Source organism: Sorangium sp. So ce385, from assembly GCF_051474135.1.
GTDB lineage: Bacteria > Myxococcota_A > Polyangia > Polyangiales > Polyangiaceae > Sorangium > Sorangium cellulosum_D.
This window is the reverse complement of sequence record NZ_CP150337.1, coordinates 5,586,661-5,606,143: the sequence shown is the minus strand read 5'-3', so window position 1 is coordinate 5,606,143 and position 19,483 is coordinate 5,586,661. Positions and strand designations below refer to the sequence as shown.

The following is a 19,483-nucleotide window of genomic DNA, read 5'->3' as shown; positions in this document are numbered from 1 at the left end:
TGCCTCGAAAGAACGTCACGATGGGAGGCACGGAGGCCTTCACGAGGATGCTTGTCGACCCGAAGCTGCGCGCGCCGTCGCGCCAGTGCGGACAGGCGCCGCCCCGCTGGCTGGCGCTCGGGCGCGCGCTCCCGGGCCGGGCTCGCCTCGCGCTCGCGGCGGCGAGCTTCCTCTCGTTGATCGCGCTCTACGCCTGGCTCCCGGATCGCGACGGGGTGAGCGCCGCCATCGTCCCCACCCTCGCGAGCATCGGGCGCGCCACGGCCGACGCGCTCGCCGCCAGGGAGTTCTGGGTCGACGTCCAGCACAGCTTCCTGCGCGTCACGGCCGGGTTCGCCGCCGCCGCGCTCCTCGCCGTCCCCCTCGGCGTGCTCGCCGGCGCGTTCCGGTCGATCGCCGCGCTGCTCGAGCCGCCGGCCGAGTTTCTCCGCTACGTCCCGGTCCCGGCGCTCATCCCGCTCGTCATGATCGCGGCGGGCATCGGCGAGGGCGCGAAGGTCCTCCTCGTGTTCCTCGGGACCTTCTTTCAGCTGCTGCTCATGACCGCGGACGAGGTGCGGCGGGTCCCGGCGCACCTGCTCCACGTGAGCCAGAGCCTCGGCGCGAACCGGCGCGAGATCGTCTGGCGCGTCCTCACCCCGGCCGCCCTCCCCGGGATCTGGAGCGCGCTGCGCATGTGCAACGGCTGGGCGTGGAGCTACGTCGTCGTCGCGGAGCTCGTGGCGGCCACCGAGGGCCTCGGCTTTCGCATCCTGCGCTTCTATCGCTTCATCCAGACGCCGAGCATCTACGCTTACCTGCTGGTGCTGGGGCTCCTCGGCCTCGGGCTCGACTGGGTGTTCCGCGCGGCCTCTCGCCGCCTCTTCCGCTGGACGCGAGGCGCCGGGGCATGAAGCTGTCGCTGCGCGGCGTCAGCAAGACGTACTCCGGCCGCCGCGGCGCGACGGACGCCCTCGCGCCGCTCGACATGGCCGTCCGCGAGGGCGAGTTCATCAGCCTGGTGGGCCCGTCCGGGTGCGGCAAATCGACGCTCTTGCACATCGTCGCCGGCCTCGAGCCGGCGACCTCCGGCGCCGTCGAGCTCGACGGCGAGCGCGTCCTCGGCCCCGGCGCCGAGATCGGCCTCATGTTCCAGCAGCAGACGCTGTTCCCCTGGCTCAGCGTCCGCGAGAACGTCCGCTTCCCGCTGACGCTCGCGCACCACCGCGCCCGCGCGGCCGGGGGCGCTCCCGGCCGGGAGGCGGCGCGGATCGAGAGCCTGCTGCGCCTCGTCGGGCTCTGGGACTTCCGCGACAGCTACCCCGCGGAGCTGAGCGGCGGCATGCAGCAGCGCGCCGCCCTCGCGCGGGCGCTCGTCGGCAAGCCCGAGGTGCTGCTGATGGACGAGCCGTTCGGCGCGCTCGACGCCCAGACGCGCGAGCAGATGCAGGAGCTCGTGCTCCACCTCATCCAGCACCACCGCATCACCACGCTGTTCGTCACGCACGACGTGGACGAGGCCCTGCTCCTGTCCGATCGCGTCGTCGTCTTCTCGGAGCGGCCGGGCCGCGTCCTCGCCACCCTCGACGTGACCTTCGCGCGGGCGGCGCGCTCGTCGGCGCTCAAGCTCGACGAGGCGTTCCTGCACCAGAAGCGCGAGATCATGGCGCTGCTGCGCGGGCGCGATCGGTTCGAGACGCAGCGCGATCGCCTGCTCTTCGGGCTCACCAACACGCAATCGGACGCGGGAGAAGGGGGACCATGAAACGAAGGACCGTCTTGCAAGAGCTCGGGGCAGCGCTCGCCTGCCTCGTCCTTTCCGTGGGCTGCTCGAACAAGGAGGCCGCGCCGAGCGAGCCGGGCGGCGCCGCCGGCCCCAGCGCGCGCGCCGGGGCCGCCGCGCCGCCGGCCGCCGCGCCGCCGGCCGCGGCGCCCGTGAAGCTCACCGTCGGTCACGACCTGTGGATCGGCTACTCGGGCGTCTTCCTCGCGAACGAGCTCGAGCTGTTCAAGAAGGCCGGGCTGACCGTGGAGCTCAAGCCGTTCTCGAACCCCGGGGACACGCTCGCGGCGCTGGCCGCGGGCCAGCTCGACGTCGGCCTCACCACCCTGCAGAACCTGGCGGTCTTGCACGGGAACAGCGAGTCGGACGTCGTGGCCATCGCCCTGGTCGACAGCTCGAACGGCGCGGACGCCGTGGTGGCGAAGGAGAGCATCAAGACCATGGCCGATCTCAAGGGCAAGACGGTCGCCCTCACGCTCGGCGAGGTCAACCACATGCTGTTCCTCTTCGGCCTCGAGAAGAGCGGTGTCGGCCCCGGCGACGTGAAGATCACGAGCATGAGCGCCGACGACGCGGGCGCCGCCTTCGTCGCCGGGAAGGTCGACGCCGCGGTCACCTGGGAGCCGTGGATCACCAAGGCCACAAAGAACGGAGGCCACGTGATCTTCACGAGCGCCAGCATGCCCGACACGATCACGAACTCGGTGGCCGTGCAGCGGTCGAAGCTCGCCTCCGGGGGCGACGCCTACACGCGCCTGCTCGGCGCCATCGATCAGGGGGTCAAGACGCTGCGCAGCGAGCCGGACAAGGCCCACCCCATCATCGGCAAGTACTTGAACGCCTCGCCCGAGGACGTGAAGGGCATGCTGAGCGGCGACAAGATCTACGACCTGGCCGACAACAAGCAGCTCTTCGGCGCGGCGGACAAGGCCGGCCCCGCCTATGCCTCGGTGAAGTCGGTGGTCGACTTCACCGTCCAGTCCAAGCTCGTCAAGAAGGCGCCGGCGCCCGAGGCGCTGCTCGACCCGAGGTTCGTCCGATGACCCGCGACGAGGAGCTCATGGGGCGGGCGCTGGAGCTCGCGCGCGGCGCGCAGCGCGCCGGCGAGCCGCCGTTCGGCGCGCTCGTGGCCGCGCCGGACGGCACCATCGTGGCCGAGGCGACCGACGAGGTGAACGGCCAGCGCGACTTCACGTACCACGCCGAGGTGGGCGCCGTTCGGCGCGCCTGCGCGGCCGTCGGGCCCGACCTGCAAGGATACACCCTCTACACGACCGTGGAGCCGTGCCCGATGTGCTTCACCGCGGCCTGGCTCGCCCGGATCAGCCGCGTCGTCTTCGGCTGCACGATGGCCGAGGTCACGGCGGCGACCGGCGGCGCGCAGCGCGAGCTCACCGTCCCGGCCCGGTGGATGAACGAGCACTCCGGCGCTCCCGTCGACCTCCTGGGCGGCGTCCGCGACGCCGAGTGCCTCGCGCTGTTCGGACCGGCGTGACGCGCTCGCCGGCGCTCCGCCGGGAGCGCTGGCTCGGTGTGTCGAAAATCCCGCAAGAAAGACCGGTCGATGGCGAACGGTCGCCGGAAAAGCAGCAATTTTGCACGTAGCGCAGCGGCGCCTCCCTCGCCGCTGCATGGCGCGCTGCCCGAGCTGCACAGGCCCACGAGCGCGGCCCTGCCTCCCGAGCGGGAGGACGCGGCGGCCCATCGCTCGCGGGATATGCTGGATATCGAATCCGTTCTGTGCGTGCATGACGACATCGACGAAAGGGAGCTTACGACCGTGAGGTGGCCCGATCCGAGGAGCCGGATGCTAGCTTCACGAAGGCGCGTACAGCGCCGGCGGTCTCGTCAGCGCGGCCGATCAGGAGCAGCTCGGCGAAGACGTTCTTCGGCGCGACGAACGGACGATAGACGATGCGGGGAACCTTCACCTGAATCAGCGGTTTTGGAGCCAGCGCCACGCCCAGGCCTGCGCCCGCCAACGACAGCATGCTCAAGGTGGTGTCGACGCGGTGGACCCGGCGCGGCTCGCGTCCTAGCACGAGAGTCAATCTCTTCAGCACGTCGCCACCGGCCTCTTCCGATGGGAACATGATGAGCGGCTCTCCGGCGAGCATCTTCGGCGTCACGCGCCTGTGCGCCGCGAGAGCGTGCTCCTCTGCCATCGCGACCACCAGCGGCCAAGCGCCGATCGGTTGGACGCTCAACCGCGGATCTACCTTGAGAGCGAACGCCGGGCAGTAGCCGACGTCAACCTCGCCGGTCAACACGGCTTCCGCCTGCCTCGAAGGTGGCATCTCGCGCAGCTCGATCTCCGCGGCAGGATGGGCTTTGCGGAACCCTCGCAGGTGGTCCGTCATCTTGCCAGTGAGGATCGCGTTGCCCACGTAACCGATGCGAACTTGGCCGATGTCGCCGCGCAGGGACTGCTGGACGATCGCCTTGGCCCGCTCCGCCTGCGCGACCGCCCGCTGCGCCTCGACGACCAGCAATGAGCCGGCTTCGGTCAGCTCCACGCGCCGACTCGTCCGCACGAACAGCGCGCCGCCGATCTCGTCTTCGAGCGCCCGGATCTGCATGCTCAGCGCCGGCTGAACGATGTGCAGCCGCCGCGCGGCGCGGCCAAAATGGCGCTCCTCGGCGACGGCCAGGAAATAGCGAAGGTGCCGTAGGTCCACGACATTCGACCGTACCACGGTTCAATCAGAAAATCAAATCGATCGATTGGATCAATATATTTTTATTCTGATAAATGGGCGGCTATGGTCTTCGCGATGCGCCGCCGCGCTGATGACGGGAGCGGGCTATTTCAACCAACGAGAGTCAGGAGCCTATCACCATGAACCGAAGCACCCTGGGAAGAGTCGTTCTCACGTTCGCCCTGGCGAGCGGCGCCATCATCGCTGTCGCCGTGGACTGGAATAAAACCCACCTGTTCAACCCTGCATGGCATGAGCACGCGCGCTTTCATGACGCCCTCATGCTGCTCATCCAGTGTGGCGTAACGATCGTCGGATTGTGGATGGTGTGGCGGCGGTCCATGGAGCCGCAGGTCGGGTTCAACGTGGCGGCCTGGATCGTCGTCATCATCTGGACGCCCTTCTTCTACATTACGTGGCTCATCCCGGGGACCAGCCTGCTCGCGGGACCCGACGTGCCGCTCCCGGTCGTCGGGGGCGTCCCGCTCTACCCGAACGTGCTCATCGCAGGTACCGAGCTCTTGCTCGCGGCGCTCGCCTACAAGCTCTTCCACAGCGATCCTGCATCGACGGCAGCGCGCGTGGCGAACGCCTGACGAGGAGAGGCGCTTCATGAGATCCACGATTCAAAAGAAGATGGGATGGACTTCATGTCCCGGCGCGCGCGCCCTGCTCGTCGCCACGCTCGTCGCGTGGCCCTCCGTGAGCTGGGCGCACCCGGGCGGCGCCGACGCGGGATTTCTGAAGGGCCTCTTCCATCCGGTGTTCGGCGCGGACCACCTGCTCGCGATGGTGAGCGTCGGTGTCGTCAGCTCGCAGCTCGGCGGAAAGCACCTCGTCCGGCTCCCCGCCACGTTCGTCGCCGCGATGCTGGTCGGCGGCCTCCTGGGAATGGCGCAATGGCCCATGCCCCTGGGCGAGCTTTGCATCGCGGCGTCGGTCGCGGCGCTCGGTCTCGGCATCGTCACCACGACCCGTGGCTCCTCACCGTTCCTGCTCTCCGGATGCGTGGCGATGTTCGGTGTCTTTCACGGACATGCCCACGGCCTGGAGATGCCTCATGCGGTCAGCCCGGCGCTGTATGCCATGGGCTTTCTGCTGAGCACGACCGTGCTTCATCTCTGCGGTCTCGTCCTCGGCGAGCTCGCCGCCGGTCGAGCGTCCCTGTCGCGGGGGCTGCGCTGTGCCGGCGCCGCCGTGATGGGGACGGGGATGGTCCTTCTGGTGCGCGGGGCCCTCGGCACCGCGGCGCCCCCGATCCCCGGCTCCCAGGGAGCCTCTCCGGATCCTCTCCGTGATGTGTCCGCATATGTCCGAGTCGAACGGCTCGCGCGCCGAGCTGCTCACCTCCTCGTCAGCGACTGACGCGATGAGGAGGTCGCGCTCGATATATCGAACAACCGAAGAACGTCCTGCTGCACGCGGGCGCGAGCTGGGTGCTCTGGCGATCGCTCGCGATCAGCGGCGCGTTGATCGCCGTCATGACCGAAGATGGATCGCGCGCCGAAACCGGAGCGCCCTGTCCCCGTAGCAGTGAGGGGCTGGGCGTGGCGCTCGCGGGGACGGTCCTCTCGGAGATGTCGCCCACGAGCGGGCTTTCGCCCCTCTGCCCCGGCCAGAGACGACCCGGGTTCGGGCGATTTCCCCAGGGATCACGAAAGGGACGATCATGACGCAAGACGAAAGAATGCTCTCCTGCCACGCAACCGACGTGGCCCGATCGGTGGACCCGCCGGGCGTGCCCGAGGGCCTCTCCGGTCATCTCACGGTGACCCCCGAGCGCATCAGGTCCGGTGAAACCGTCGTCGTCGATTGGTCAATCACCGCACCGACATCGGGCTTCCGCTTTGCGCTCAACGGGGTGGAGGTGCCCGCGAGAGGCCGCCGCACCTTCACGCCCACGAAGACACAGACGTTCATGCTGACCGCGAGCCGACCCTCTTCGACCGTCCATTTGAGCTCGCGCACCGTGATCGTGGATGGTCTCAGCATCCAGATCTTCTCGGCGAGGAGCGAGCTCGCGCAGCACCCATCCGCCAGCGTGGACATCCCACCAAGCTACAAACTGCTGGGTGGAGGAGCATACATCTTCCCCAGCGTGCCGGGCAACGTCTTATGGGCCTCCTATCCAGCGAGTCCCACCCGGTGGAGCGTCGCGGGCAAGGACCACATCGAGCGCTCCCCCTCGCGGATCACCGCGTACGCGATCGGCCTCTACGACCCGATGGACGAGTGGGAGACCATCATCGCCTCGAACGCCGGAGAGCGTGCGCTCCACCCGTCCGCTCGTGTGGAGATCCCGTCGTCCTATGTCATGACGGGCGGCGGCGCGCAGGTCCAGTACAGCGGCGCCGGCAACCTGCTCTACGCGTCCTATCCGTACAACGATCGCACCTGGGCGGCGGCGTCGAAGGGTCACATCGAGCGGGATCCAGCGGTCATCGTGGCGTACGCCATCGGGCTCCGTTCGCGCTATGGCGTGCGCCGGCTGGAGCAACGAACGGTCGGATCGAGCAGTCCTTTCGCCTCCCACCCCTCCGCCATCGCGGCTCTCGGCCCGGAGTATCATCTCACGGGCGGCGGAGCTCGGGACCTCTGGAACGACGCGGGCAACCTGCTGACCAGCTCGTATCCGGTCTTGGATGGGGTGGGTGAGTGGGTCGCGGACGGCCAGGAGCTCCTCCGGCCGGACCCTGGGTCCGTCACCGCATACGCGATCGGGGTCCGCGTCGTACGTTGACGGCCTCGCGCGCCGGAGGCCCCCTCCGAGCTCCGGCGCGCTGGTCGAAGGGGAGCTCCTCACATGTCGGAGCATCGGGCGCTGCCTCCTCGGAGAGCGCCTCGGTGGGACCGCCACGGGAGCACCGGACGTCGCCCGAGGTTCTCGGGCGACGTCCGGATCATGAAACACAGGAGACGGAAGGGATCGTCATGAGAGCAGTCACCCTAGGTATTTTCGCGGTCATGGGGCTCGGGTGCGCCGGCGCTCCGCCGACCGCGCTCACCGTCCTCGATACGAACGGCGTCGCCGTTTACGAGCACAGAGGGTCCTTGGCGGATCGAGGTCTGGCGCTGTCCGACGGCGCGAACTTCGCGGGCGTCTCGCTCTTCGACTCGAGCTCCAATGCGTATCAGACCGCGAGGTTCTCGTCCGGATCTTATCGGGCTGAGGCGGATCTGTACGCCGAAGACCCGCGCGCCATCTTGAGCAGATGGGAGACGTCTCCCTATGATCCGGTCACGCTGGGGATGCTGGAGAACCTGCGAATCAGCCCCGCTTTCAGCATCGCCAACCCGGTGACCACACCGCTGGCTCCGCCGGCGGGCGCTGTCACGGTGCAGTTCGGGATCTTCCCCGGTGTCTTCTACCCATGGCTGGTCGGGAGCCCGCCGCGTCACATCAACCTGAGCCATGTGCTGTTGTCCAATTATGGCCGCTGCGCCACCGAGATCGGCCTGAAATCCAGCGTGCTCGCGCCGCTGGTCAACAGGATCGTAGAGGGCATCGTGGACCGGCGGCGAGACCGATCGGCGAAGGCCGAGATAAACTCGTTCGTTACTTTCGACGATGATCGCCCGCAAGGGGGCGGGTTCCTCTTGTATATCTCCGGTCAGGTGCCCACCATCGCTGGCTCTCCGGACGTGAAGTTCAAGCTCACGCGGCGCTACAGTTATTCGCTCGACAATGGGATCATCAGCGTGAAGCTCGACAGATCCCAGGACGAAGCCTCTCGTTATGAATGTACCTCCTCCTCGCTTTCCTGTGATGCCCTGAAGAACCGGGTGCGCGACGAATTGCTCACCGGGCTGGATCCCGGCTTGATCGACTCTATTAATCTGGAATTCATGAACCGCCAGTCCCAGGTCATACGATCGCTCGAGGACGGGGCCGCGGAGTGCGCTACAGACAGGGACTGCCCGGACGGCGTGAACATGGCGAGCCTCGATCTAGCCGCTGGCTTAGGTGCTGGTCCGCTGGCCAAGGTGTTCTCCATGGATGGCGCGCAGGAGGCCGCGTTCCGGACGAATGTTCAGTCTCAGGTGAGATCTCCTGCCAACTGGAGGTGCGTGGAGCGACCGGACGCGCGCAAGTCCTGTCGGTTCGTCGTGCGCGCTGAGAGGCTGAATGTCTTCCCCAACGCCTTGCAGCCAGTCTGGCTGACGGAGGGCTCCGAAGGATCGTCGAGCGGAGCTGCCATCACGGCCGCTGCTTATACGGACGCCGCCAGAGTCGGCGCTCTCTGCAACGCGCAGCATGGGGTGTATGTCGACCCCACCACCAACGACCGTCCATTCGAGCGTGTCGTCGCAAGCGCGCCCTGACGTCGACGGTGGGCGTGTGCAGCGCCAGGGGCACGGCGGGACCTCGCCCGCGTCGTGCTCACGCTCGCCGGCGCTCCGGCGCTGAGGCGAGGCCGGCGCGTTCGCTGCCCTGCCGCTCCTGATCATGGGCCAGACCACCACCGGCCCGCCGAGAGCGGCGGCAGAAGTCATCGATGTAGTCTCTGATCGAGGCGACGGCGGCCGCTCGCGTCGGGTAGCGCCGAGGCACGTTGCTCGCGTGCAGCGTCTGGCGTGCCAGGGATCGCTGACACGCGGAGCTGGGCGCCGCGGGGCTGCTGCCGGGAGGGCCGCTGCGCGCCCGGGTCCGCGCGCGACGAGGCGGTCCGGCTGTTGCTGAGGCTGTTGCTGAGGAAGCAGCCGCGCTGAACCGCTGCTCGAATCCGAGCAGCGGGCGCGGCGAGCGCGCCGGAGAGGCGTCGAGATCCGCGGTCAAGAGCGCAAATCCCCCCGGCGCCGGCGCCGGGGCACGCGTGTTGCAACGAGCGGCGCGCCAGCACGGCCATCGACCATCCACCGGCGACCTCGGCGCGCCCCTACCCTTCTCCGGAGTCTTCATGACCGACCGTATCGCTCGTCTCAAGGCCTCGCCCTCCGTGGCGGTCAAGGAAAAGCTCGATTACCCCGTCATCGACACGGACATCCACACCAACGATTACTCGCCGGCGCTCGAGGATTTCGTCGCCACGTACGGCGGCGCCAAGCTCGTGGACGATCTGCGCAAGGCGCTGAGCTCCCGCCGCCGCAACGCCGAGAACAGCAGCGGCAAGGACTGGTACACCCAGACGCCGGAGGAGCGGCAGCATCACCGCACGGTCCGGTCCCCGTGGTGGGCGCGGGTGACGCGCAACACGCTGGACGTGGCCACGTACCACCTCCCCTCGCTGCTCGCCGAGCGGCTGGAGGAGCAGGGCTCCGACTACTCGGTGCTGTTCCCGAACAACACCCTCGCGCCGCTCGCCGTGAAGGACCGGGGCGCGCGGCAGGCGCTGACGCGCGCGATCAACCACTACCACGCCGATCTATTCCGCAAGTACAGCGACCGTCTCACCCCGGTGGCCGGCATCCCGCTGAACACGCCCGAGGAGGGGATCGAAGAGCTCGAGTTCGCCGTCAAGAAGCTCGGCCTCAAGGCGATCAACATCTCCGGCGGCGTCCGCCGCCCGATCAAGGCGATCGCGGAGAAGTACCCGCCGGACCAGCACCCGGAGATCGCGAAGTACGCGACCTACATCGACTTCTACGGCATCGACAGCGAGTACGACTACGATCCTTTCTGGGCGAAGGTGGTCGAGCTCGGCGTGCCCGTGCTCACCCACTATGGCAGCCAGGGCTGGACCGGGCGCTCGTCGATCAGCAACTACATGAACAACCACATCGGCCACTTCGCCGACGGCTCGGAGGCGTTCGCCAAGGCGCTGTTCTTCGGCGGCGTCACCCGCCGCTTCCCGGGGCTGCGCATCGGCATGCTCGAGGGCGGGGCGGACTGGGGCGCGCGGGTCTACATCCACCTCGTGGATCGCTTCCAGAAGCGCGGCCCCGAGGGCCTGAAGCACTACGACCCGGCGGCCACCGACCGCGCGCTCCTCACCGAGTTGTTCCGGCGCTACGGCGCGGATCTCGTGAAGGGGCGCTCCATCGAGGGCGAGCAGCTGATCGCCGACACGCTCGGGGTCGGGTACACGAGCGACGCGCGACAGCCCGGGCCGGAGCACCGCAACGACTTCGCGGCCGCGGGCATCGAGAAGATCGAGGACATCCGCGATCGGTGGGTGAACAACTTCTTCTTCGGGTCCGAGTCGGACGACCGCACCATCGCGGCCGCGTTCAACGACAAGGCGAACCCGCTCGGCGTGAAGATCAACGCCATCTACTCCTCGGACGTCGGCCACTGGGACGTCCCCGACCTCACCGAGGCGCTCGCCGAGAGCTGGAACCTCGTGGAAGAGGGCGTCATCAGCGCCGAGGACTTCAAGGCGTACGTCTTCGAGAACCCGTACAAGCTCTACACGGAGGCCAACGCGAGCTTCTTCAAGGGCACGCGGGTCGAGGAGAAGCTGAAGCAGAGGGCGCAGGCGAAGGGCGACGAGCGGCGCGGCCCGCAGCCGGGCGCGCGGAACGAGGGCTCACCCGGCAAAGCGATCGAAATAAGCGCGTAGCCCCGCCGCGTCGAGGCCCGCCCCCAGCGCGAACATCAGCGCCAGCCGCGCCTTGGGCCCCGAGAGCGCGCCCGCGGCGATCACCCCGAGGCCCTGCAGCCGCCGCCCGCCGCCGGGCGCGCCGTACGTCGGCGTGACCCGGCCGCCGGGGCAGCGCGAGCTCAGCACCACCGGGACGCCGGCCTGCACCAGCGCCGCGATCGCCCCTTCCCAGCTCCCGCAGACGTTGCCCGCGCCCGAGCCCTCGATCACGACCCCGCGCGCCCGGGCGTCGAGGAGCGCGCGCAGGAGGAGGTCGTCCATCCCCGACGCCATCTTGACGAGGTAGACCCGCGGCTCGGGCGAGGCGAGCGGGAGCTGCGGCGTCCTCGCCGGGCGCGCGAAGACGCGGACGCCCTCGCCGTCGACCGCGCCGAGCGGCCCCGCGCCCGGCGAGGCGAAGGTGCCGAGCGCGGTCGTATGGGTCTTCATCACCCACCGGGCGGCGTGGATCTCGTCGTTCATCGCGACGAGCACCCCGAGCCCCCGCGCCGCCGGCGCGACCGCGACCCGCGCGGCCGAGACCAGGTTGCGCGGGCCGTCGGCGCCCGCCGTGCTCGCGTCGCGCATCGCGCCGGTGAGCACCACCGGGGTGTCGCCGTCGAGCAGCAGATCCAGCCCGAACGCGGTCTCCTCCAGCGTGTCCGTCCCGTGGGTGACGACGACGCCGGCCACCTCGGGGTCGGCCTGGAGAGCGCGCGCGGCGCGCGCGACCTCCGCGATCCTGTCGGGGCCGAGGTTCCAGCTGCTCTCGAGGCAGAGCTCGGTGACCGCGATCTCGGCGACGCGCCCGAGCGCCGGCACATCGGCGACGAGCTCCTCCGCGCGGACGGCGGGCACGGCGGCGCCCGTCTGCGGATCGACGCGGCTCGCGATGGTGCCGCCGGTGGTGACGAGGTGGAGTCGAGGCATGAGGGGGCTCCTTGGCAATGTCATCGTCGAATTGAACCTGGAAATCTGTGACGAGAAGGCGGAGAATGGGTCTGACCCGTGCCGAAGCCTTCCCCTCTCCGCTCGGTCGCCCCTGCCGAGGCGCGCGCCGCTTCCGAGGAGCTCTCGTTTCCCGAGGCGCTCCTCACGCCCGAATCGCCGTCCGAGAGGGCGAGCCGAGATCTGGCGAGCGCCGTCGGACCGGCGGCCATCATCGTCATCTCGTTCTATATCGCGGCGCAGCTCATCAGCCAGATCGCGAGCCTCAAGATCGGCGTCGTCTTCTCGCTGGCCGTCGATATGGGGACCTTCATCTATCCCCTTACCTTCACCTTGCGCGATATGGTCCACAAGACCATCGGCAAGCGCGGCGCCCAGACGCTGATTTTTTGCGCCGGCGGGGCCAATCTCCTGATGGCGCTCTATCTCCTCTGGGCCGCACGAGCGCCGTCCGACCCGTCCTGGGGTCTCGGCGAGCAGTACTCGGCCATCCTGAGCCCGGTGTGGCGGATCGTGCTCGCGAGCATCGTCGCGGAGATCGTGAGCGAGCTGCTGGACACCGAGATCTTCCATCGGGTCCGCGAGGCCTATCTGAGAAAGTCCGGACCCAGGCGCCAGTGGCTCGCGGTCCTCGCGAGCAACTCCGTCAGCGTCCCGGTCGACAACCTGGTGTTTTGCCTCGGCGCCTTCGCCTTCGTGCTGCCGTTCGACGTGATCTGGCAGATCTTCGCCATCAACCTCGCGACAAAATTCGCCATGACCCTGATCAGCCTGCCGGGCATCTACCTCGTGCCCGACAAGAAGAGCAACGACGCCCCGGAGCAGCGGGCATAGGCCGCGCTCCGGGGCCGCCCCGCCCCCACCTCGTCGATCACCGCAGGTGCGCGAGCGGCAGCCCCGCGACGGGCGCGCGGAACGTGAGGAGCCGCGGCATCGCCAGCGACCCCATGTAGCACGTGCGGAGATCGGGCCCGCCGAACGTGATGCTGGTAGGCAATTGAACGGTGTCTCCGGCGCAGGCGCCGAGATCCATCGGCTCGATGGTGCCGCTCTTCTGCTTCAGGGTCATCGCCTCCAGGACCTCGGGGCGCGGGTCCTCGAAGACGGTCTGGTGGCTGCCGTCGGGGAAGATCACCGAGAGGCCGTTGCGGCAGACCGCCGCCACCCAGATGTTGCCCTCGGCGTCGAAGGCGAAGCCGTCCATGTACCCGCCGATGCCGAGGTTGTCGGGCCCGAACTGCTCGGGATCGCCGAGGCTGCCGTCGTCCCGCACCGGGAAGCGGAGCAGCCGGCCGGGGATGGTCTCGACGGCGTAAAGGAACTTCTCGTCGGCGTCGAGGCGCACCTCGTTCGTCATGCTGAGGTTGTCGGCCACGATGCGCGGGCCCTTCTCGTCGACGAGCACGATGTACCCGTCGCGGATGTTGCCCGCGACGGCGAGCCACCACGGGAGCTGCCGTGTCAAGACGGAGATCCAGAGGCGGTCGCGCGAGTCGATGAAGCAGAAGTTCACGGCGCCGAGGGGCATGCCGTCGATGGAGTCGAGGAGGACCTCGGACCGGCCGTCGCGGTGGAGCTTGTAGACCTTGCCGCCGGACAGGGCGGCGACGATGAGGTTGCCCTGCCGGTCCATCGCCATGCCGTTCGGCTCGCCCACGTCCGGGCCGAGGGTCGCCTGCCTGCCGTCGGGATCGATGCGCGTCGCGATGCCGCGGGCGTCCGAGGTCCAGAGCGTGCCGTCCGCCTCGGCGATGACACACTCCGGCCGGACCAGCCCCTGCCCAACGTGCTCGATCCGGGCCGGATCGAGGGTGAAGCCCCGCACAGATGACATGGATCGACCTCCCGGCGCGGCGCCTCGCCGCGCGCTCGACGCGGGCGAGCATACCATCCCCATCCCGTCCACGAGGGGGTATCGGGAACCGCCGCGTCACCCGGCGGGCCAGGTCGACGAGCGCGGCGCGCGAGGGCGAGGGCCTCCGTGGCCGGCGCGGCGGGCAATCCTCGGCGAGACGCCACGATTGCGAGCACGTTTCATCCGCGGAACACGGGTGTTCCACCGGAATCCGGATTGAACCCCGTTGTCACGTTCATGTAAGCTCCATTTCCACATGGGAAGTCGTCTTCAATCGTGCAGCACGCTGGTGGCAGCGCTCAGCCTCGGGGTTGCCCTCGCTGCGTGCTCGGCGCAAGGCCCAGGCATCGAGAGGTCCGCAGCGTCTGGCGGAGGAGTCGACGGCGGCGGCGGGGGCACCACGACGGGAGGAGGCGACAGCTCCAGCTCGGGCGACGACTTCGACCCCACGGGCCCGGGTGTCGGAGGCGGCGGGGGCAGCGTCCCGCTCGGGTTCACGGTCGAGCCGAGCGACCTCCAGACGATCGCCGTCGCGGCGGGGCAGACACCGCCTTCCGTGAGCTACACGGCGATGCGGATGGACGCGCCCATCAACGTGGCATGGTCGGTCGACCGCGGCGAGCTCGGGGCCATCAGCGCGGGCCCCGCGAGCATGGCGACGTTCACCCCCAAGGGGACCATGGGCGGCCTCGTCACCGTGCGGGCCGGCTTGAACGGCGAGACGGTCGAGCGCAACGTCTTGATCCAGCTGACCGCCGCGCAGAACGGCGCCGACGCGGCCGTTCCGGCCCAGGCGCAGCAGATCGCCACGGATCCGACGCAGCTCACGCTCGGCGGCGGCGTCGGCGGGGTCGGCGGCGAGGGCCTCGGCGTGGCCGTCACGAGCACGGCCACCCTCGACGCCTTGGAGCACCCGACCAGCGACGGCGGGGCGGAGCAGCTCAAGCTCCTTTACCCGTACGACGGCACGGTATGGCCTCGAGGCCTGCTCGCGCCGCTCCTGATGTGGCGATGGACGCCCGGAGACGCCGACGCGATCAAGATCGAGCTCAGGACCACGAGCGGCTCGTTCTCGTGGAAAGGGACGTTCGGGCGGCCCGAGATCCTGTCCACCACCGGCGGACCGTTCATCCGGCACCCGATCCCCCAGGACGTCTGGACCACGGCCACCGACAGCGCCGGAGGGCCGACGCCCGACGGCTCGCCGGACCGGCTCACCGTGAGCCTCACCGTCGCGCGCGAGGGACAGGCGTACGGGCCGATCTCCCAGACCTGGACCGTCGCCCCGGCCCGGCTGTCGGGGATCATCTACTACAACTCGTACGGCACCCGCCTGGCGGAGAACTACGGCGGGGCCGTGGGCGGCAATGGCCGGTTCGGCGGGGCCGTGCTGTCGATCCGGGCGGGAGACACCGCGCCCCAGCTCGTCGCCGGGGGGAACGGCGACAACAGCCAGTGCCGGGTCTGTCACTCGGTCTCGGCCAACGGATCACGGCTCCTGGTCCAGAACGGGCTCGACTCCTACGGCCTGAGCGCGGCCTACGACCTGACCCCCGCGGGCGCCACCGAGCACGCCCTCTCGATCGCGGCGCCCTTCGCCGCGATCTCTCCGGACGGGTCGATCGCGCTCACCCAGGCGGGCGAGCTCCTCTCGCTGCCGAGCTCCACGCGCCGCCCGACCTCCGGGCTCGACGAGGTGGCCTACGAGCTCGGGACGCCGGCGTTCTCGCCGGACGGCACCCACGTCGTGTTCAACGCGATGTCCGGCCCTGGCGCGAACCCCCGCAGGAAGCTCTTCGTGATGAAGTTCGACGCGATGACGGGCGACTTCACCGATCCGGACGTCATCGTCGACGACTCCGGCGAGCCCGAGGGCACGCGCCCGGGGTGGCCGGCGTTCCTCCCCGACAGCAAATCGGTCGTGTTCCACCACCAGACCGACCCGGGCAACGAGGGCGACGACTTCGGCGATCTGAGGACGCGCCGGGGCGCCAAGGCCCATCTCGCCTGGGGGAGCATCGATGGCTCGGGCACGGCCGTCCCCCTCGACCTGCTGAACGGACGGGACGGCCCGCGCTCGACCTACCTGCCCAGCCTGAGCACGCCGGTCGTGATGACCTGCACTGCAGACGGGACTTCGGTGGGCGACATCGACAGCCGCCACAAGGACGATGTCAACATGAACTACGAGCCGACGGTCAACCCCGTCGCGTCGGGCGGCTACGCCTGGGTCGTGTTCACCAGCCGCCGCCTGTACGGGAACGCGGCGACGATCCCGCCGTTCTGCAGCGATCCCCGGGGGGTGGACCTCGTCGAGAACATCACGACCAAGAAGCTCTGGGTCGCCGCCATCGACCTGGACGCGACGCCCGGCACCGACCCGAGCCACCCCGCGTTCTACCTGCCCGCGCAGGAGCTGCTCGCGGGCAACGCGCGCGGGTTCTGGGTGCTCGATCCGTGCCGGTCCGAGGGCGCGCCGTGCGATACGGGCGATCAGTGCTGCGGCGGGTACTGCCAGCCCGGCTCCGACGGCGAGCTCATCTGCTCGAACGCCCCGCCGGACGGGCAGTGCTCGCAACCTCAGGAGCGGTGCGAGACGGCCGCCGACTGCTGCGATCCGACCAACCGCTGCATCAACGGGTTCTGCACGGTGGAGGGGCCCCTCTAGCGCCGGTCAGGGTCATCGATCGAGAGATGGGCCGCCAAGACGTCACGGCCACCCTGAAAATGAAAGTGAATTTCATTTGCGTCTCCGAGGGCCCGTGCTATCCCGGACGCACCGTCGAGCGCGGCTCGCCGGGACGCGCTCTCCGCCGCCGGTCGCGCCTCCGCTCCCGTTCGTGGGCTCGTGGGCTTGCGCTCAGCCGGGACGAGAATTCGATGACCCCTGCCATCGCCCCCGAAGATCTCCTCTCCACCGACGCCTACGACCTCGTGCGCGCGAGGTACCGCGGCCGCATCATCGAGCTGAAGCGCCGGCGCCGCGTGACCGTTGGCCTCCACGTCTCGGTCCTGTTCGAGTCGCGCGAGACGGTCCTCTACCACATCCAGGAGATCCTCTGGCTCGATCGTCCCGTGAGGCCCGAGCGCATCAGGGAGGAGATCGCGGAACACGACCGCCTCATCCCGAGGGCCGGTGAGCTCACCGCGACGCTCATGATCCATGGCGGGCCCCCGCTCGCGGGTCAGGCCCTGATCGCGGGCCTCGCCGCGGGGCAGGCCGTGGTGATGCTGATGCTCGGCGAGCGGAGGGTCGCCGCCGAGCTGCTCTCCCCGGTGGACGACCCCTGTTGCCCCGTGCAATACCTGCGGTTCCCCCTCGACCACGCCGCCGTCCGCGCGCTGCTCGAGCGGCGCGCGGATGTCCGCCTGGGCGTCCACCACGCGGGCGGGCTCGAGACCGCCGCGCTTCCGCGCGAGACGGTGGACGAGCTCGCCCTGGGCCTCGGCGCGGACGGCACGCCGGCCGCCCGCGCTCCGATGCTGTCGTCTGTCGCCGATTGTCCGTGAAAGGAATGGATATGACCGTGCTGGTGGGCAAGAAAGCCCCTGACTTCTCCTGCGCCGCCGTCCTGCCGGACGGCTCGATCTCCGACGCGTTCCGCTTCTCGAAGGCCATCGAGTCGAAATACGGGCTCCTCGTCTTCTATCCCCTCGACTTCACCTTCGTCTGCCCCTCGGAGCTGATCGCGCTCGATCACCGGATCGAGGCGTTCCGCGAGCGCAACGTCGAGGTCATCGGGGTCTCGATAGACTCTGCGTTCACGCACCACGCCTGGCGCGAGACCCCGGTGGAGCGGGGCGGCATCGGGCCGGTCCGCTTCACCCTGGCGGCCGACGTGAAGCACGAGATCTGCCGCGCCTACGGCGTCGAGAACCAGGACGGCGTGGCCCTTCGCGCGGCGTTCCTCGTCGACCGGGACGGCGTCGTGCGCTCCGCGATCGTCAATGATCTGCCGCTCGGGCGCAACATGGACGAGCTGATCCGGCTTGTCGATGCGCTCCAGTTCCACGAGCAGCACGGCGAGGTTTGCCCGGCCGGATGGCGGAAAGGCGAGCGCGGCATGACGGCCTCGACCACCGGTGTGGCCGCCTATCTCTCCGAGCACGCCGGGCAGCTCTGACCGGCTCGCGAGCGCCGGGAGCCGGGCCGGGTGACCTGGTCCAGGCGAGAGACCGTCGGGTTCCCCTCCGTCCGGTCGCTCTCGACGGGCGCGGCGGAGGGATCCATCCATGTCCGTGAGGCCGGGGGCCATCTGCCGGCCGTGCTGAACCACCGGCCCCCGGGGAGCACGTCACCCGCTCACCGCTCGACCGCGATCAAGGCGTGGCGCAGATCGCATAGGCGTCCACGGCCCAGCTGTTCGTCGTGCCGCTCATCATCTCGATGGCGGCCGTCTGATTCGACATCGTCAGCAGGTTGACTGGACCCATCTCGATCAGGCCGACGAAGCCTATGCCGCTGCTGATCTCGGCGCCGGAGTTGAGCAGCACCGTGCCGGTCGGGCAGTCCGCGCTGACCCACTTGCTGCTGGAGCTGACGGCGCTGAATGAGGCGACGCGCTGGAGCCCGGGCAGAGGATCGGCGCAGATGGCGTAGGCGGTCACGGTCCAGTTGTTGCTCGTCCCGAGCGCGTCCTCGTAGCCGGTCACGGTGACGTTGGTGAGCAGCGAGTTGGGACGGAGGTCGTCGATGAGGACGCGCCCGAGGCCGTTCGTGATCTCGCCGCCGCTGCCGACCACCATCTTGCCGCTCGGGCAGGTCGCGGTCACGCTCTTGTTGGACAGCGAATCGCTGGCGCTGACCGCCTGGATCCGCTCCAGGCCGGGGATCGGGTCGGCGCAGTTCGCGCTCGCCCAGACCTCCCAGTCTTCGCTGGTGCCCGCCGCGTCCTCGTACCCGGTGACGGTCAAGGCCGTCAGCGTCACGTTGGGCCTGATATCGTCCAGCACCACGTGCTGAAAGCCGACGCCGAGACCGCTATAGATGCGGGCGCCCGTCCCGAGCACCTTCTTGCCGGCGGGACAGGTCACGGTCACGCTCTTGGTGGACATCGAATCGAGGGCGCTGATGTCGAACACCCGCTCGTAGCCCGGAACCGCAGCGGACGCCGGGCTCGCGAACGTCAGACAGAGCGCCGGCACCGCGGCGAGCGCGCCTCCGAGCCGCGAGAGCCGCAGCGCGGGCATGGAGGTGGGGCGGCGACGATGCGTGGCTTCCGCGTGGTCATCGCCGCTCTCGGGCGTCTCCACGGACGCCGGACGCAAGGTGCCGAGCGACGACATAGGGCGCAAATGGGTGGGTCGCATTGTTGAACGCATGCTTTGGCCTCGGTTCTCTCTCGTGAAAACGCAGAGCTTCGAACCGCAAAGCCGCCGAGAAGGGAATCCTGTCTTGGCGTCCTTGATGTCTTGGCGGTTCATCTCTCGCTTCATCAACGCCGCCGGTGTTAGCAATCGTCGGGCCAGCCTTTGGGCTGCGAGATCGGGCGCATTTCCGCGGCAGCGTTGGCAGAGAGAGAGCGCGTCCACCGTGACATGTCACGGATGGCGCGTGACATGTCACGGATCGCTCGTGACATGCCCGCCCTCCAGCCCCGCAGCCCATCGTCACCACCTCTACCAGGATGGCCGAGCAGGGTGGCCGAGCGCCTCCCGCCGGCGCTCGACCGGCTCCTTAGCCGCGCGTGCCCGTGGC

General features: G+C 69.3%; 17 protein-coding genes. 13 read left to right on the top strand and 4 right to left on the bottom strand.

All coding sequences use genetic code 11. From position 1 onward, the window contains the following. The first annotated feature begins 20 nt into the window (after positions 1-20). From WME83_RS20365 to WME83_RS20350, 4 genes are read left to right on the top strand one after another with little or no spacing between them, the layout of a single operon-like run. Positions 21-893 (top strand): ABC transporter permease, encoded by an 873-nt coding sequence (locus tag WME83_RS20365; protein WP_437320950.1) that lies wholly within the window; start codon positions 21-23, stop codon positions 891-893. Beyond that, a complete protein-coding gene (locus WME83_RS20360) occupies positions 890-1,744 on the top strand; it encodes an ABC transporter ATP-binding protein (protein ID WP_437320949.1) in 855 nt (284 codons plus the stop codon). Before WME83_RS20365 ends, WME83_RS20360 begins: the two co-directional genes overlap by 4 nt. Beyond that, positions 1,741-2,805 carry an ABC transporter substrate-binding protein gene (locus tag WME83_RS20355; RefSeq protein WP_437320948.1) on the top strand — a complete coding sequence of 355 codons (1,065 nt, stop codon included), beginning with the start codon at positions 1,741-1,743 and terminating at the stop codon, positions 2,803-2,805. The genes WME83_RS20360 and WME83_RS20355 overlap by 4 nt, the downstream gene beginning before the upstream one ends. Further along, entirely contained in the window at positions 2,802-3,257 is a 456-nt protein-coding gene (locus WME83_RS20350) for a nucleoside deaminase (protein WP_437320947.1), read from the top strand. Before WME83_RS20355 ends, WME83_RS20350 begins: the two co-directional genes overlap by 4 nt. Before the next feature lie 277 nt (positions 3,258-3,534). On the opposite strand, the gene WME83_RS20345 is transcribed toward WME83_RS20350, so the two are convergent. After that, positions 3,535-4,440 carry a LysR substrate-binding domain-containing protein gene (locus tag WME83_RS20345; RefSeq protein ID WP_437322019.1) on the bottom strand — a complete coding sequence of 302 codons (906 nt, stop codon included), beginning with the start codon at positions 4,438-4,440 and terminating at the stop codon, positions 3,535-3,537. A 161-nt stretch (positions 4,441-4,601) separates the two neighbouring features. On the opposite strand from WME83_RS20345, the gene WME83_RS20340 reads away from it, so the two are divergent. The 5 genes from WME83_RS20340 to WME83_RS20320 all read left to right on the top strand — a co-directional run bounded on the left by WME83_RS20340 (position 4,602) and on the right by WME83_RS20320 (position 10,961). Next, positions 4,602-5,057, top strand: coding sequence for a DUF6640 family protein (locus tag WME83_RS20340; RefSeq protein ID WP_437320946.1), 456 nt, complete (start codon positions 4,602-4,604; stop codon positions 5,055-5,057). A 16-nt stretch (positions 5,058-5,073) separates the two neighbouring features. Next, positions 5,074-5,826, top strand: a complete 753-nt coding sequence (locus tag WME83_RS20335; protein WP_437320945.1) for a HupE/UreJ family protein — start codon at positions 5,074-5,076, stop codon at positions 5,824-5,826. Between the two features lie 304 nt (positions 5,827-6,130). Further along, positions 6,131-7,201, top strand: a complete 1,071-nt coding sequence (locus tag WME83_RS20330) for a hypothetical protein (RefSeq protein WP_437320944.1) — start codon at positions 6,131-6,133, stop codon at positions 7,199-7,201. Between the two features lie 191 nt (positions 7,202-7,392). Beyond that, positions 7,393-8,784 carry a hypothetical protein gene (locus WME83_RS20325; RefSeq protein WP_437320943.1) on the top strand — a complete coding sequence of 464 codons (1,392 nt, stop codon included), beginning with the start codon at positions 7,393-7,395 and terminating at the stop codon, positions 8,782-8,784. 575 nt (positions 8,785-9,359) lie between these two features. Continuing rightward, complete coding sequence (locus WME83_RS20320; RefSeq protein ID WP_437320942.1) at positions 9,360-10,961, top strand: amidohydrolase family protein; 1,602 nt, start codon at positions 9,360-9,362, stop codon at positions 10,959-10,961. Here WME83_RS20320 and WME83_RS20315 read toward each other — a convergent pair. Continuing rightward, entirely contained in the window at positions 10,929-11,912 is a 984-nt protein-coding gene (locus tag WME83_RS20315; RefSeq protein ID WP_437320941.1) for an asparaginase, read from the bottom strand. The genes WME83_RS20320 and WME83_RS20315 overlap by 33 nt on opposite strands. A gap of 78 nt (positions 11,913-11,990) precedes the next feature. Between WME83_RS20315 and WME83_RS20310 the strand changes: the two genes are divergently transcribed. Next, positions 11,991-12,764 (top strand): queuosine precursor transporter, encoded by a 774-nt coding sequence (locus WME83_RS20310; protein ID WP_437320940.1) that lies wholly within the window; start codon positions 11,991-11,993, stop codon positions 12,762-12,764. A 37-nt stretch (positions 12,765-12,801) separates the two neighbouring features. Here WME83_RS20310 and WME83_RS20305 read toward each other — a convergent pair whose 3' ends face one another. Then, positions 12,802-13,764: an SMP-30/gluconolactonase/LRE family protein gene (locus WME83_RS20305; RefSeq protein WP_044985996.1), complete on the bottom strand. Its 963-nt coding sequence runs from the start codon at positions 13,762-13,764 to the stop codon at positions 12,802-12,804. Positions 13,765-14,041: 277 nt separating this feature from the next. On the opposite strand from WME83_RS20305, the gene WME83_RS20300 reads away from it, so the two are divergent. From WME83_RS20300 to WME83_RS20290, 3 genes are all read left to right on the top strand, one after another. Next, on the top strand, positions 14,042-16,453 hold the full coding sequence (locus WME83_RS20300; RefSeq protein WP_437320939.1) for a hypothetical protein: 2,412 nt from the start codon (positions 14,042-14,044) through the stop codon (positions 16,451-16,453). A 212-nt stretch (positions 16,454-16,665) separates the two neighbouring features. Beyond that, entirely contained in the window at positions 16,666-17,295 is a 630-nt protein-coding gene (locus WME83_RS20295) for a DUF3501 family protein (protein WP_437320938.1), read from the top strand. Positions 17,296-17,306: 11 nt separating this feature from the next. Next, complete coding sequence (locus WME83_RS20290) at positions 17,307-17,909, top strand: peroxiredoxin (protein WP_437320937.1); 603 nt, start codon at positions 17,307-17,309, stop codon at positions 17,907-17,909. 196 nt (positions 17,910-18,105) lie between these two features. Here WME83_RS20290 and WME83_RS20285 read toward each other — a convergent pair whose 3' ends face one another. Next, positions 18,106-19,209, bottom strand: coding sequence for a hypothetical protein (locus WME83_RS20285; RefSeq protein ID WP_437320936.1), 1,104 nt, complete (start codon positions 19,207-19,209; stop codon positions 18,106-18,108). Positions 19,210-19,483 lie beyond the last annotated feature (274 nt).

Excerpts from the sequence above, each read along its gene's own strand:
- WME83_RS20365 (WP_437320950.1), top strand. The coding sequence starts at position 21 with ATGGGAGGCACGGAGGCCTTCACGAGGATGCTTGTCGACCCGAAGCTG.
- WME83_RS20360 (WP_437320949.1), top strand. The coding sequence starts at position 890 with ATGAAGCTGTCGCTGCGCGGCGTCAGCAAGACGTACTCCGGCCGCCGC.
- WME83_RS20355 (WP_437320948.1), top strand. The coding sequence starts at position 1,741 with ATGAAACGAAGGACCGTCTTGCAAGAGCTCGGGGCAGCGCTCGCCTGC.
- WME83_RS20350 (WP_437320947.1), top strand. The coding sequence starts at position 2,802 with ATGACCCGCGACGAGGAGCTCATGGGGCGGGCGCTGGAGCTCGCGCGC.
- WME83_RS20340 (WP_437320946.1), top strand. The coding sequence starts at position 4,602 with ATGAACCGAAGCACCCTGGGAAGAGTCGTTCTCACGTTCGCCCTGGCG.
- WME83_RS20335 (WP_437320945.1), top strand. The coding sequence starts at position 5,074 with ATGAGATCCACGATTCAAAAGAAGATGGGATGGACTTCATGTCCCGGC.
- WME83_RS20330 (WP_437320944.1), top strand. The coding sequence starts at position 6,131 with ATGACGCAAGACGAAAGAATGCTCTCCTGCCACGCAACCGACGTGGCC.
- WME83_RS20325 (WP_437320943.1), top strand. The coding sequence starts at position 7,393 with ATGAGAGCAGTCACCCTAGGTATTTTCGCGGTCATGGGGCTCGGGTGC.
- WME83_RS20320 (WP_437320942.1), top strand. The coding sequence starts at position 9,360 with ATGACCGACCGTATCGCTCGTCTCAAGGCCTCGCCCTCCGTGGCGGTC.
- WME83_RS20315 (WP_437320941.1), bottom strand. The coding sequence starts at position 11,912 with ATGCCTCGACTCCACCTCGTCACCACCGGCGGCACCATCGCGAGCCGC.
- WME83_RS20305 (WP_044985996.1), bottom strand. The coding sequence starts at position 13,764 with ATGTCATCTGTGCGGGGCTTCACCCTCGATCCGGCCCGGATCGAGCAC.
- WME83_RS20300 (WP_437320939.1), top strand. The coding sequence starts at position 14,042 with ATGGGAAGTCGTCTTCAATCGTGCAGCACGCTGGTGGCAGCGCTCAGC.
- WME83_RS20295 (WP_437320938.1), top strand. The coding sequence starts at position 16,666 with ATGACCCCTGCCATCGCCCCCGAAGATCTCCTCTCCACCGACGCCTAC.
- WME83_RS20290 (WP_437320937.1), top strand. The coding sequence starts at position 17,307 with ATGACCGTGCTGGTGGGCAAGAAAGCCCCTGACTTCTCCTGCGCCGCC.
- WME83_RS20285 (WP_437320936.1), bottom strand. The coding sequence starts at position 19,209 with ATGAACCGCCAAGACATCAAGGACGCCAAGACAGGATTCCCTTCTCGG.